Below are 13,137 nucleotides of genomic sequence, written 5' to 3' on the forward strand. Positions count from 1 at the left end.
AACAGGAACATTATGAGTCTTAATTACCTGGATTTTGAACAGCCGATCGCTGAACTCGAAGCGAAGATCGATTCGCTGAAATCGATTGGCCGTTCAGATGAGAAACATGATATTAATCTGGATGAAGAGATTCAGCGCCTTCGCGAGAAAAGCGTTGAACTGACCCGTAAAATCTTCTCCGATTTGGGTGCATGGCAGGTCGCGCAGCTGGCGCGTCATCCGCTGCGTCCTTATACGCTGGACTACGTGCGCAACGCGTTTGACGACTTTGACGAGCTGGCAGGCGATCGCGCCTATGCAGACGACAAAGCGATTGTCGGCGGTATCGCGCGTCTGGATGGTCGTCCGGTGATGATCATTGGTCATCAGAAAGGGCGTGAAACCAAAGAGAAAATTCGCCGTAATTTCGGTATGCCTGCACCAGAAGGCTATCGTAAAGCGCTGCGTCTGATGGAGATGGCAGAGCGTTTTAAGATGCCACTTATCACCTTTATCGACACGCCGGGTGCTTATCCGGGCGTGGGCGCTGAAGAGCGCGGTCAGTCTGAAGCGATTGCCCGTAACCTGCGTGAGATGTCTGGTCTGAAAATTCCGGTGATCTGCACCGTGATTGGTGAGGGCGGCTCCGGTGGCGCACTCGCGATTGGCGTGGGTGACAAAGTGAACATGCTGCAGTACAGCACCTACTCGGTGATCTCACCGGAAGGCTGTGCGTCAATTCTGTGGAAAAGCGCAGACAAAGCGCCGCTGGCGGCAGAGGCGATGGGCATCACTGCTGAGCGTCTGCAAGAGCTGAAGCTGATTGATTCCATCGTTCCTGAACCGCTGGGTGGCGCACATCGTCGTCCGGTCGATATGGCCGCTTCTCTGAAGCAGCAGCTGCTGGCCGATCTGGCCGATCTCGACGGGCTGAGCACGGAAGAGCTGCTCGATCGCCGCTACCAGCGCCTGATGAACTACGGTTACGCGTAAGGTAAGCACTGCAGCAAAAAAGCGGACTCCGGTCCGCTTTTTTTATACCTGAATTTTCCTGCTGGCGGCGTACCGCTTGCGGTCACGCTGTCTGCCCATCGATTCCGGAACATTCTCCGGTCACTTTTCGCTATCCTTACTCTGTGCCACAAGACCACAGGAGGTGAGCATTGAACATTATTGCGATCATGGGACCGCACGGCGCGTTCTATAAAGATGAACCGATCCGCGAACTGGATGCCGCGCTGAAACTGCAGGGCTTCCACACCGTCTATCCCAGCAATGCCAGCGACCTGCTGAAGCTGATTGAGCACAACCCGCGCGTGTGCGGCGTCGTATTTGACTGGGACGAATACAGCATGGCGCTCTGCAGCGACATCAACCAGCTCAATGAATCACTGCCGCTCTACGCCTTTATCAACACCCATTCGCAGATGGATGTCAGCGTTAATGAAATGCGGATGGCGCTGCAGTTTTTTGAATATGCGCTGAGCACCGCGGATGACATCGCACTGCATATCCGTCAGTACACCGATGAGTACATCGATAAAATTTTACCCCCGCTGACCAAAGCGCTGTTTACGTATGTCAAAGAGGGCAAGTACACCTTCTGCACGCCAGGCCATATGGGCGGCACCGCTTTCCAGAAAAGCCCGGTCGGCAGTCTGTTTTATGACTTTTTCGGTGCCAACACGCTCAAAGCCGACGTCTCTATCTCTGTTACTGAACTGGGTTCGCTGCTCGACCATACCGGGCCGCACCTCGACGCCGAAGAGTATATCGCCCGCACCTTTGGGGCAGAGCAGAGCTATATGGTGACTAACGGCACCTCAACCTCAAATAAAATCGTCGGTATGTATGCCGCCCCGGCAGGCAGTACGGTGCTCATAGACCGCAACTGTCACAAATCGCTGACCCATCTGCTGATGATGAGCGATATCGTGCCTGTCTGGCTCAAGCCGACCCGCAATGCGCTGGGTATTCTGGGCGGCATTCCGCAGCGTGAATTTACCCAGGACAGTATTCAGAATAAAGTGGATAACACGCCGCGCGCCAGCTGGCCGGTCCATGCGGTGATCACCAATTCAACGTATGACGGACTGCTCTATAACACCGAATATATCAAGCAGACGCTGGACGTGCCTTCGATCCACTTTGATTCTGCCTGGGTGCCCTATACCAACTTCCACCCCATCTACAGCGGAAAAAGCGGGATGAGCGGGGAACGTATCCCGGGCAAAGTGATCTATGAAACCCAATCCACCCATAAGCTGCTGGCCGCGTTTTCACAGGCCTCGCTGATTCATATCAAAGGCGACTACGACCACGATACGTTCAACGAAGCTTATATGATGCACACCACGACCTCGCCGAGCTACGGCATTGTGTCATCCATCGAAACCGCTGCGGCGATGCTGCGCGGTAATCCGGGCAAGCGGTTAATCAACCGTTCGGTTGAGCGCGCGCTGCACTTCCGGCGCGAGATCCAGCGGCTGCGTGAAGAGTCAGACGGCTGGTTCTTTGATATCTGGCAGCCAGAGCAGGTGGATGAGGCAGAATGCTGGCCGATTCAGCCGGGGGAAGAGGCGTGGCACGGCTTTCAGCAGGCCGATCGCGATCATATGTATCTCGATCCCATTAAAGTCACGATCCTGACACCGGGTATGAGCGAACTGGGCGCGATGGCGGAAGAGGGGATCCCGGCGGCGCTGGTGGCGAAATTTCTCGATCAGCGCGGTGTGGTGGTAGAGAAAACCGGGCCTTACAATCTTCTGTTTCTGTTCAGTATCGGGATCGACAAAACCCGCGCCATGAGCCTGCTGCGCGGCCTGACCGAATTTAAGCGCGCCTACGATCTCAATCTGCGCGTGAAAAATATGCTGCCCGATCTCTATGCGGAAGATCCCGATTTCTATCGCAATATGCGGATCCAGACGCTGGCGCAGGGGATCCATCAGCTGATCCTGCAGCACGATCTGCCGCGGCTGATGCTGAAGGCCTTTGATGTGCTGCCTGAAATGAAGATGACGCCGCATCAGGCATTCCAGCATCAGGTGAAAGGCGAGGTTGAAACCGTGGATATCCGCGAGCTGGTGGGGCGCATCTCCGCCAACATGATCCTGCCCTATCCGCCGGGCGTGCCGCTGGTGATGCCGGGAGAGATGATTACCGGGCAGAGCCGGGCCGTGCTCGACTTTCTGCTGATGCTCTGCACCATCGGGCGGCACTACCCGGGTTTTGAAACGGATATTCACGGTGCCACGCTGACAGAGGATGGGCGTTATCTGGTGCGGGTGCTGCGTGACGTATCGCAGCCATAACTTCGGATAAATGCCTCTGTTCACACTGGCGTCCGGCACGTAGGCTTGGCGGCTCAGAAATTTTTCCGGAGCCGCTATGCTGCAGATCAAACAGATTCATCACATTGCGATTATTGCCACTGACTACCCGCGCAGCAAAGCGTTCTACTGCGATGTGCTGGGCTTTTCCCTGCTGGGTGAATACTACCGCGCTGAACGCGATTCGTGGAAAGGCGATCTCGGCCTGCACGGTGTTTATACCATCGAGCTATTCTCATTCCCCTCACCGCCGCCGCGCGTGACCGCACCTGAAGCCTGCGGCCTGCGCCACCTGGCATTTTGCGTAGAGGATGTCGCGCAGTCCGTTGCGGCACTGGCAGAGAAAGGCGTGACCTGCGAACCCGTGCGTATCGATGCGCTGACCGGTAAAGCCTGCACCTTTTTTACTGACCCGGATGGTTTGCCGCTGGAGCTCTACCAGGCGTAAAATAGCCGCCGCAGGATGCCGCAATCAGGCGGCATCATCAGATGGAACGGCACTATGTCTTTTTCCCACCTTGCTGCGCTGCTGAATCCGGCTGGCCGCTATGTGGTGGCATTCAGCGGCGGGCTGGATTCCACCGTACTGCTGCATCAGCTGGTCTGCTGGCAGCAGCAGCATCCGCAGCTGAGCGTGCGGGCGCTGCACGTGCATCACGGACTGAGTCCGCACGCCGACCGGTGGGCCGCACACTGCCAGCAGCAGTGTCAGCGCTGGGATATAAGCTGTGATGTGTTACCGGTGACGGTCGATGCCCGGGCGGGCGGCGTGGAAGCGTCAGCGCGCAGAGAGCGCTATCGGGCGCTGTTCGCCCGGCTGCTGCCAGGTGAACAGCTGCTTACCGCGCAGCATCTGGACGATCAGTGCGAAACGCTGCTGCTGGCGCTCAAGCGCGGCAGCGGCCCGGCCGGCCTGGCGGCGATGCCACCGCGGCGTACCGCGGGAGAGCATGAACATCTGCGTCCGCTGCTCAGCCTCAGCCGTGAGCAGCTGGAGCAGTGGGCGACTGCGCACCAGCTCAGCTGGATCGAGGATGAGAGTAATCACGACAGCCGCTACGACCGTAACTTTTTGCGTCAGCAGATTCTGCCACTGCTGCATCAGCGCTGGCCGCACTTCAGCGCTGCCAGCGCCCGCAGCGCCGCGCTCTGTGCAGAGCAGGAGCAGCTGCTGGATGAGCTGCTGCAGCAGGAGCTGAGCCAGCTGATCACCCCACAGGGTGCACTGCATTTTCCGCCGCTGCAGACCATGAGCGACGCGCGGCGTAATGCGCTGCTGCGGCGCTGGATCGCCGGGCAGGGCGGGGCGATGCCATCGCGTGCGGCGCTGCAGCGTATGTATACCGAGGTTATTGCGAGCCGGGCTGATGCACAGCCGGCGCTGCAGCTGGGACAATTTACGCTGCGCCGTTATCGCGACGCGCTTTACTGGTTACCGCCACAGCCGTCGCTGCGCGATCAGATGTGCTGCTGGCCGCAGCTGACCCGACCGCTGTTGCTGCCTGCCGGACTGGGTCAGCTGCGGGCTGACTTCTCACGCGCGGAGCTGCGCCTGCCCGCGGCGGATGAAACGGTCCACGTTCGCTTTCAGGCGCGTGGCTACTATCATCTGCTGGGACGGGCGGGCGGGCGCGAAATGAAAAAACTGTGGCAGGAGCTGGCGATCCCGCCCTGGCAGCGGGAACGTATTCCATTGATCTACTATGACCATACGCTGATTAGTGCGCCGGGTCTGTTTGTTACCCATGAAGGCGCTGCCTGCAGCGATCGGGGCTGGCAGGCGATCTGGCATCAGCCTGACGGGGAGACGGTATCATGAGGCACTGGCTGACGGCTGTGCTATGTTTTGTCGCGCTGCCGCTCTGGGCTAAAGGGGATGCGGCCGCGGGTGCGGAGAAAGTGGCCCGCTGTATGGCGTGTCACGGCGCAGAGGGTAAAAGCGCGGTGCCGCTCTATCCTCATCTGGCCGGGCAGCAGGCGCCCTATCTGGCGCATGCGCTGCGCGCTTATCAAAAAGGTGAGCGCAGCGGCGGTCAGGCAGAAGTGATGAAAGCGTTTGTGGCGGGACTGAGCGATAACGATATTGAGGATATAGCGGCTTACTACAGCGGCCTTAAGCCGTAAGAAGCGCGGGCGGAGAGGGGCCGCCCGCCACGAGACTACTCGTCTTCGCTGACTACCACGGTACCGAGTTCAGGATGGCTGAAGCTGGCAATGTGATCGAGGCGCAGCTCGCGGGTTTCACCAGAGAGGTCAACCGCAAGATACTCAACGTTTTTGCGCGAGACCATATCCCGCGCTTTCGCCTTCAGCTGGTCGCCATTTTTCAGCTGCAGTGACAGCATCCAGTGTCGGGTACAGGCGAGTTCCAGGTTGTCGTAGTCATCGCAGTTGATGGGTTTATAAGCTTCATTTGTCAACATAGTCGCTCACCAATAAGTTTGCAGCAGCATAGGCTGCCTGATCCCTGACAGAAGAGTTTAGCGCGGAATTAGCGGCAATATCATTGAGTGCCTTCAGCGCGCACATCAGCGCATCGGGCACATATCCCAGCTCACCGCTGCCGATTTCAGCATATTTCTGGCGAACTAACTCACAATACGTTTGCACATGCACCTCCTCAGCAGAGCATAAATACCCTGGTTGCCTGGCGACTATAACACAGGGGTTTCCAGGAAATCAGCCGGGGTAAGCGGGGAAACACATAAAGAAAAGCGGCAGAACAGCGGCCGGCACGGCCTGCCGGACTCTGGCTGGCGCACAAAAGGTTAAGTTGATGAACAGGAAAATTCAGTACAGAACGTCACCTGCACCGGCAGGTGGCAGATGATTATGCTGTCACGAACGGTTGAGATCCCGGAGAGTGAAATAGAGCTGACGGCTATCCGCGCCCAGGGGGCGGGGGGACAACACGTAAATAAAACCTCGACGGCCATTCACCTGCGGTTTGATGTCCGTGCCTCATCGCTGCCGGAGTTTTATAAAACCCGGCTGCTTGCTGCCAGTCATCATCTGATCACGGCAGAAGGCGTGGTCATTATTAAAGCGCAGGAGTATCGCAGTCAGGAGATGAATCGTGAGGCCGCGCTGCAGCGTCTGATCAATCTGATCCGCGAGTTAACCACAGTGGAAAAAGCGCGCCGCGCGACGCGGCCCACGCGCGCGTCAAAAGAGCGGCGGCTGGAGGGGAAATCACGGCGCAGCAGCGTAAAAGCGATGCGCGGCAAAGTGCGATAAAAAACGCCTCCCGCAGGAGGCGTTTGCCCTTACTTATTCAGTGCGCTTGCCAGGAAGCTGACGATCTCATGCTGTTTGATCATCTGCTTCTCGCTTGCGGAGCGGGACTTGTACTCAACCTCTTCATTATCCAGATTGCGATCGCCAATCACGATGGTGTGCGGCACGCCAATCAGCTCCATATCAGCAAACATAACGCCTGGACGCTCTTTACGATCGTCGAGGATAACGTCAATGCCCCGGGCGCGCAGTTCGCTGTAAAGCGATTCTGCCAGCTGCTGGACCCGGAAAGATTTATGCATATTCATTGGCAGAATAGCGACTTCAAACGGCGCCAGGGCAGCAGGCCAGATAATGCCGCGCTCATCGTGGTTCTGCTCAATCGCCGCAGCCACCACGCGGGTAATACCGATACCGTAGCAACCCATGGTCATGATCTGGTTGCGACCATCTTCACCCTGAACGGCTGCTTTCATTGCATCAGAATATTTGGTGCCAAGCTGGAAAATGTGACCCACCTCGATACCCCGTTTGATCTGCAGCACGCCTTTACCATCCGGACTCGGATCGCCCTCAACCACATTGCGAATATCCTCAACCCGCGCTTCCGGCAGATCGCGGCCCCAGTTGATGCCGGCAAAGTGCTGGCCATCAATGTTAGCACCGGCTGAGAAGTCGCTCATTTTGGCTACGGTACGGTCCGCAATCACCGGAATAGTCAGGCCGACCGGTCCGATAGAGCCAAAGCCTGCGCCTGTTACGGCACGGATCGCGTCTTCATTGCCCATTTCCAGCGGCGAAGCAACGATATCAAGGTGTTCAGCTTTGATCTCATTCAGCTCATGATCGCCACGCACCAGCAGGGCGACCAGCTGATGACCGCTCTCTTCACTCGCTTTCACAATCAGCGTCTTAACGGTTTTCTCAACCGGGATCTGATGCTGCTCAACCAGTTCAGCGATGGTTTTAGCATGCGGCGTGGCAAACTGCGTCATCGGCTGTGTCGCCGCCGGACGCTCGCCAGCCGGCGCCAGCGCTTCAGCTTTTTCAATATTCGCAGCGTAGTCTGACTCGCTGGAGAAGATGACATCATCTTCGCCGCTCTGCGCCAGTACCTGGAATTCATGTGAGCCGCTGCCGCCGATAGATCCGGTATCCGCCTGCACTGCGCGGAAGTCGAGACCCATGCGGGTAAAGCTCTGACTGTAGGCGCGGTACATCGCATCGTAGGTTTCCTGCAGTGACGCCTGCGAGGTATGGAAGGAGTATGCGTCTTTCATGATGAATTCACGCGAACGCATCACGCCAAACCGCGGGCGCACTTCATCGCGGAACTTGGTCTGAATCTGATACAGATTCAGCGGCAGCTGCTTATAAGAACTTAGCTCGTTGCGGATCAGATCGGTAATCACCTCTTCGTGCGTCGGACCCAGCACAAACGGACGTTCGTGACGATCTTTAATGCGCAGCAGCTCCGGGCCATACTGCTCCCAGCGACCGCTCTCTTCCCACAGGTCGGCCGGCTGAACGACCGGCATAGAGATTTCTACTGCGCCGGCGTTGTTCATCTCTTCACGCACGATGTTTTCAACTTTTCGCAGCACGCGAACCCCGGTCGGCAGCCAGGTATAGAGTCCGGAAGCCAGTTTACGGATCATCCCGGCACGCAGCATCAGCTGATGGCTGATCACTTCTGCATCGGAAGGCGTCTCCTTAAGGGTGGAGAGCAGATATTGAGTAGTACGCATTAATTATGATTCCAGTTATATGGAAGAAGAAGAGCAGATCGTTGCTGGTCGTTAGTGTACCAGCGAGAAAGAGCGCTCAAAAGCCTGTTTTAGCGTGGATCCACGGCAATGACCTCAGTACCCGCTTCATCAATGCGCCAGCGCACGTTGAAATCGAGTAGCCAGGCGGCATATTCACGATCCAGCGATTCACCTTTGCGATAGGCGGGACGCGGATCCTGAGCCAGAACGTCTGTGATAAAACGCTGCAGCTGAGGCATATGCGCCTGCTGCTGAATCTGCTGCTGTGCCACTGCTGAAAAACGCACCGGCATGGTTGCTTCAGGTGCAGCCTGGGCATAACCGGCGCGCGCGTCGGGCAGCGCCTCGGCAAACGGCAGGTAGGGCTTGATATCAATGACCGGTGTGCCATCTACCAGATCAAGGCTGCCGAGCTGCAGAATAACCTGCGACTTCTCACAGCGAATTCCTTTCAGCTCAACCAGTGACATACCCACCGGGTTAGGGCGAAATGTTGATCGCGTTGCAAACACGCCCATACGCGCGTTACCGCCGAGGCGTGGCGGACGGACAGTGGGGCGCCAGCCACCCGCCATCGTCTGATGAAACATAAACAGGATCCAGATATGGCTGAACGCTTCCAGACCGCGTACGGCTTCCGGCTGGTTATACGGGGCCTGCAGATGCAGTTCGCCGCCGCCATCCTGAACCAGACCTGGCTGGCGCGGCACGGCAAACTTCTCTTTCCACGGAGAGCGGATCACGCCAATCTGCGTAACGGCAAACTCACTCATTGACCGGAAACTTTCAGCGCTGAGCCCTGGCAGATCGCCTGGCGGTAGCAGCCTGGTGTACTGGTCACAATTTCACACTTGTGCAGCAGCACGGCGTTGGCTTTCATGCCTGCCGCTTTAATCTGCAGACGTTTGCGTGCGGTATTGATGTTGGGGGGCGAATCCTGCGTGCTGCTCTGGCAATCTTCGCCAGACACTTCACCCAGATCGCGGAAAGGATTGCTGACCAGATCGGTTGCGTCGGTATAGATTTTCACCGGGGCCGGGCGTGGGGCCGGCTTGCGCTGCGGCTGAGCGGATGACTGCTGCGGACGGACCGGAGCACTGCTTATCGGGTGATATTCACGAACGCACCCGGTCAGCATCAACGCCAACAGGCAGAGCGGTAAAAAACGCATGGCAACATCCTCCTGTAATAAAAGTGGCGTTATTGAAACAAGGACGCCCGCAAATAACAAGTCAGCAGCCACATGCAGAAATAGAAAGGGCGGCCAGCGCCGCCCTCAGGGGAATAAATACGCTGGCTTACCAGCCTTTAACCGCACCGCCGTTAAAGATTTTGTTTGCGGACCCAGCGACTTCGTCTGACTGGTACGCTTCAACAAACTTTTTCACGTTCTCCGCGTCTTTGTTATCTTCACGGCTTACCAGCAGGTTAACGTATGGAGAATCTTTATCTTCAACAAAGATGCCATCTTTCGCCGGGGTCAGACCAATCTGGCTGGCATACGTTGTGTTGATAACCGCCAGCGCAATCTGCTGATCGTCAAGTGAGCGCGGCAGCTGTGGCGCTTCCAGCTCAACAATTTTCAGGTTCTTCGGGTTTTCAACAATATCCAGTGAGGTTGGCAGCAGACCCACACCCTCTTTCAGCTTAATCAGGCCCGCTTTCTGCAGCAGCAGCAGAGAACGGCCCAGGTTGGTCGGATCGTTAGGGATGGCGATCTGCGCACCATCCTGCAGTTCGGTCAGCGATTTGATCTTTTTAGAGTAGCCGGCAATCGGGTAAACAAAGGTGTTGCCAACCGGTACCAGTTTATAGCCACGATCTTTAATCTGCTGATCCAGATAGGGCTTATGCTGGAAAGCGTTAACGTCAATGTCCCCTTTGCTCAGGGCTTCATTGGGTAAAACGTAATCATTGAACGTTACCAGCTCGACATCGAGATTATATTTATCTTTAGCCACTTTAACGGCAGTCTCAGCAACCTGCTGTTCAGCACCGACAATCACGCCCACCTTGATATGGTTGGGATCCTTCGCCTGCTGATCGCATCCGGGCAGAGCAATAGCACCAATCAGAGCACCTGCTGCGGCAATCTTTTTAAATGTGAAAGACATATCCTTTCCTTAATAGAGAAGTATTGATGTTATTGGCTTATTTATGCGACACCGCGCGAACAATGCGATCGCCGCAGAACTGAATGAGATATACCAGCACGACCAGCAGCACCAGTACAGTATTCATTACGGTAGCGTTATACCCGATATAACCATACTGATAGCCAATCTGACCCAGACCACCCGCACCCACGGCACCACCCATAGCAGAATAGCCAACCAGCGTAATGAGCGTGATGGTGGCTGCGTTAACCAGGCCCGGCATCGCTTCCGGCAGCAATACCTTACGAACAATCTGCAGCGGCGTGGCGCCCATTGCGCGGGACGCTTCGATCAGGCCAGTCGGCAGCTCCAGCAGGGTGTTTTCAACCATACGGGCAATAAACGGCGCGGCGCCAACGGTCAGCGGGACAATGGCTGCCTGCAGTCCGATAGAGGTGCCGACAATCGCGCGGGTAAACGGTATCATCCATACCAGTAATATAATGAACGGGATTGACCGGAAGATATTGACGATAGCAGAGAGTATGCGGTAAAGCGCCCTGTTGGCCAGAATCTGGCCAGGACGCGTAACATACAGCAGTACACCGACCGGCAAGCCAATAACAAAACCGAAGAAGCCAGAGACAAAGGTCATCATCAGCGTTTCCCAGACGCCGCGCGTCAGTAACCACAGCATCGCTTCAGACATAACCTAATACCTCTACTTTCACATGATGTTCTTTCAGCCAGCTTATTGCGGCCTGCGTATCTGTTTCACTGCCATCCATTTCTGCCAGCATGATGCCGAACTTGACTCCGCCTGCGTAATCCATCTGCGCGCTGATAATGTTGTTATTTACATTAAAGCGACGCGCAGCTTCCGACAGCAGCGGTGCATCAACAGATTTACCGGTGAATTCCAGGCGCAGCAGCGGCACAGTTTGCGTGGCAGGCTGCGCACGCATGCGCGCCTGATAATCTTCCGGAATATCCAGATGCAGCGTCGACTGAATAAATTGTTGTGCCAGCGGCGTTTTCGGATGAGAAAAGACTTCGCTGACGCTGTCTTTTTCAATCAGTTCACCATTACTGATCACGGCAACCTGATCGCAGATGCGCTTAACCACATCCATCTCATGGGTGATAAGCAGAATAGTAATGCCGAGACGGCGGTTAATGTCTTTCAGCAGCTCCAGTATCGAACGGGTGGTAGCCGGATCGAGCGCGCTGGTGGCTTCGTCGCACAGCAGCACTTTGGGGTTACTGGCCAGCGCACGCGCAATAGCCACACGCTGCTTTTGCCCGCCAGAGAGGTTAGCCGGCCAGCTGTCATGCTTATCATTCAGACCAACCAGTTCCAGCAGCTCGCTGACGCGTGCTTTAATCTGCTCGCGTGACAGGTTACCCAGTTCCAGCGGCAGCGCCACATTGCCTGCCACCGTACGTGAGTTCATCAGATTGAAGTGCTGAAAAATCATGCCGATCTGACGGCGTGCCAGCGTCAGCTGACCGGAGGAGAGTGCAGTGAGGTCCTGACCATCAACCAGCACGCGACCGGAAGTAGGGCGCTCAAGCAGATTAACGCAGCGAATCAGCGTACTCTTGCCTGCGCCTGATGAACCAATGACGCCATAAATCTGTCCCGCCGGCACATGCAGGCTGACGCCGGAAAGCGCCTGTATTGTGCGTGAACCCTGCTGGAACACTTTGGTGATATTTTCGAGTTTAATCATTAGTTAATTATTATCGTCTGACGTTGTCCGTGGTGTATCAATATTCGAGCAGCAAAGCTGGACGAAAGCTGAATGGATGGTAAGGCATCCAGACGTCTAAATCAATCGACGTAATGCAATCTGCCATTCTCTCGCTATGCCCAATCATGCAATACTTAGCACTATTAATTGCAGCAGGAGTATTTACGTGGCGAACCCAGTTCCGGCTATTTTTCTCGATCGTGATGGCACCTTGAATGTTGATCACGGTTATGTTCATGAGATCGACAATTTTCAGTTTATAGAAGGCACCATTGAAGCGCTGCAGGCGCTGAAAAAGATGGGCTATGCGCTGGTGCTGGTGACCAACCAGTCGGGTATTGCCCGCGGGATGTATACGGAAGATACCTTTATGCAGCTGACCGAATGGATGGACTGGTCGCTGGCCGATCGCGATATCGATCTGGATGGTATCTACTATTGTCCTCATCTGCCGGATGCCGCCGTGCCTGCTTATCGTCAGAACTGTGACTGTCGCAAACCTCAGCCCGGCATGCTGCTCTCTGCACAGCAGGAACTGAACATCGATATGGCCGCTTCTTATATGGTAGGTGACAAGCTGGAAGATATGCTGGCAGGGCAGGCCGCTGGCGTGGGCACCCGCGTGCTGGTGCGCAGCGGCCAGGCGGTGACAGCTGAAGGTGAGGCAGCAGCAGATTGGGTATTAAATAGCCTGGCAGAGCTGCCGGCGCGCATTAAACAGGCATAAATAACCGGTTTTGCACAAACATTAGCCGGGTGATAAAAAAGTTGAAATTAGTGCTTGTCACCCGGCGAGAACTCCCTATAATGCGCCACCACTGAGACGGCAAAGCGGCAACGCAGACGGATTCAGCAGGACGTGAAGTGATTCACCCCGCCGGAGAAAAACGCTGAAAAAAGTGGTTGACTCCGAAGGAGGAAAGCGTAATATACGCCACCTCGCGACAGGCGCTTAAGGCGCTGGACGCAC

At 56.0% G+C, this 13,137-nt stretch carries 15 protein-coding genes; 7 read left to right on the forward strand and 8 right to left on the reverse strand.

Features of this window, described 5'->3' with window-relative positions; translation table 11 throughout:
• Nucleotides 1-12: 12 nt before the first annotated feature.
• The 5 genes from accA to B3041_RS13585 all read left to right on the forward strand — a co-directional run bounded on the left by accA (nucleotide 13) and on the right by B3041_RS13585 (nucleotide 5,435).
• Nucleotides 13-972, forward strand: a complete 960-nt coding sequence (gene accA, locus B3041_RS13565; RefSeq protein ID WP_065650078.1) for an acetyl-CoA carboxylase carboxyl transferase subunit alpha — start codon at nucleotides 13-15, stop codon at nucleotides 970-972.
• Nucleotides 973-1,142: 170 nt separating this feature from the next.
• Nucleotides 1,143-3,293 carry a lysine decarboxylase LdcC gene (locus B3041_RS13570; protein WP_292975627.1) on the forward strand — a complete coding sequence of 717 codons (2,151 nt, stop codon included), beginning with the start codon at nucleotides 1,143-1,145 and terminating at the stop codon, nucleotides 3,291-3,293.
• Between the two features lie 76 nt (nucleotides 3,294-3,369).
• Nucleotides 3,370-3,759, forward strand: coding sequence for a VOC family protein (locus tag B3041_RS13575; RefSeq protein ID WP_065650076.1), 390 nt, complete (start codon nucleotides 3,370-3,372; stop codon nucleotides 3,757-3,759).
• Nucleotides 3,760-3,813: 54 nt separating this feature from the next.
• Entirely contained in the window at nucleotides 3,814-5,130 is a 1,317-nt protein-coding gene (gene tilS / locus B3041_RS13580; protein ID WP_292975630.1) for a tRNA lysidine(34) synthetase TilS, read from the forward strand.
• Nucleotides 5,127-5,435: a c-type cytochrome gene (locus tag B3041_RS13585; RefSeq protein WP_292975633.1), complete on the forward strand. Its 309-nt coding sequence runs from the start codon at nucleotides 5,127-5,129 to the stop codon at nucleotides 5,433-5,435. The genes tilS and B3041_RS13585 overlap by 4 nt, the downstream gene beginning before the upstream one ends.
• A 35-nt stretch (nucleotides 5,436-5,470) precedes the next feature.
• On the opposite strand, the gene rof is transcribed toward B3041_RS13585, so the two are convergent.
• The gene (gene rof, locus B3041_RS13590) at nucleotides 5,471-5,734 is read right to left on the reverse strand and encodes a Rho-binding antiterminator (RefSeq protein WP_039382769.1); all 264 of its coding nucleotides are present in this window, start codon (nucleotides 5,732-5,734) and stop codon (nucleotides 5,471-5,473) included.
• Complete coding sequence (locus tag B3041_RS13595; RefSeq protein ID WP_065650073.1) at nucleotides 5,721-5,921, reverse strand: YaeP family protein; 201 nt, start codon at nucleotides 5,919-5,921, stop codon at nucleotides 5,721-5,723. Before B3041_RS13595 ends, rof begins: the two co-directional genes overlap by 14 nt.
• Nucleotides 5,922-6,137: 216 nt before the next feature.
• Between B3041_RS13595 and arfB the strand changes: the two genes are divergently transcribed.
• The gene (gene arfB, locus B3041_RS13600) at nucleotides 6,138-6,548 is read left to right on the forward strand and encodes an alternative ribosome rescue aminoacyl-tRNA hydrolase ArfB (protein WP_039382771.1); all 411 of its coding nucleotides are present in this window, start codon (nucleotides 6,138-6,140) and stop codon (nucleotides 6,546-6,548) included.
• A 29-nt stretch (nucleotides 6,549-6,577) separates the two neighbouring features.
• Here the strand turns inward: arfB and proS are convergent, their stop codons facing one another.
• The 6 genes from proS to metN all read right to left on the reverse strand — a co-directional run bounded on the left by proS (nucleotide 6,578) and on the right by metN (nucleotide 12,146).
• The gene (proS, locus tag B3041_RS13605) at nucleotides 6,578-8,296 is read right to left on the reverse strand and encodes a proline--tRNA ligase (RefSeq protein WP_292975639.1); all 1,719 of its coding nucleotides are present in this window, start codon (nucleotides 8,294-8,296) and stop codon (nucleotides 6,578-6,580) included.
• An 89-nt stretch (nucleotides 8,297-8,385) separates the two neighbouring features.
• Nucleotides 8,386-9,090, reverse strand: a complete 705-nt coding sequence (tsaA, locus tag B3041_RS13610) for a tRNA (N6-threonylcarbamoyladenosine(37)-N6)-methyltransferase TrmO (protein ID WP_292975642.1) — start codon at nucleotides 9,088-9,090, stop codon at nucleotides 8,386-8,388.
• On the reverse strand, nucleotides 9,087-9,488 hold the full coding sequence (gene rcsF / locus B3041_RS13615) for an Rcs stress response system protein RcsF (protein ID WP_065650070.1): 402 nt from the start codon (nucleotides 9,486-9,488) through the stop codon (nucleotides 9,087-9,089). The genes tsaA and rcsF overlap by 4 nt, the downstream gene beginning before the upstream one ends.
• Nucleotides 9,489-9,615: 127 nt before the next feature.
• Nucleotides 9,616-10,431 (reverse strand): MetQ/NlpA family lipoprotein, encoded by an 816-nt coding sequence (locus B3041_RS13620; RefSeq protein WP_292975645.1) that lies wholly within the window; start codon nucleotides 10,429-10,431, stop codon nucleotides 9,616-9,618.
• Nucleotides 10,432-10,468: 37 nt separating this feature from the next.
• On the reverse strand, nucleotides 10,469-11,122 hold the full coding sequence (locus B3041_RS13625; RefSeq protein WP_292975647.1) for a methionine ABC transporter permease MetI: 654 nt from the start codon (nucleotides 11,120-11,122) through the stop codon (nucleotides 10,469-10,471).
• On the reverse strand, nucleotides 11,115-12,146 hold the full coding sequence (gene metN / locus B3041_RS13630; protein ID WP_292975649.1) for a methionine ABC transporter ATP-binding protein MetN: 1,032 nt from the start codon (nucleotides 12,144-12,146) through the stop codon (nucleotides 11,115-11,117). Before metN ends, B3041_RS13625 begins: the two co-directional genes overlap by 8 nt.
• A gap of 187 nt (nucleotides 12,147-12,333) precedes the next feature.
• On the opposite strand from metN, the gene gmhB reads away from it, so the two are divergent.
• Nucleotides 12,334-12,894: a D-glycero-beta-D-manno-heptose 1,7-bisphosphate 7-phosphatase gene (gene gmhB / locus B3041_RS13635; protein ID WP_292975652.1), complete on the forward strand. Its 561-nt coding sequence runs from the start codon at nucleotides 12,334-12,336 to the stop codon at nucleotides 12,892-12,894.
• Nucleotides 12,895-13,137: the final 243 nt, after the last annotated feature.

Origin of the sequence: Pantoea sp. UBA4549, assembly GCF_002387285.1 — a bacterium.
Classification (GTDB): domain Bacteria; phylum Pseudomonadota; class Gammaproteobacteria; order Enterobacterales; family Enterobacteriaceae; genus Pantoea; species Pantoea borealis.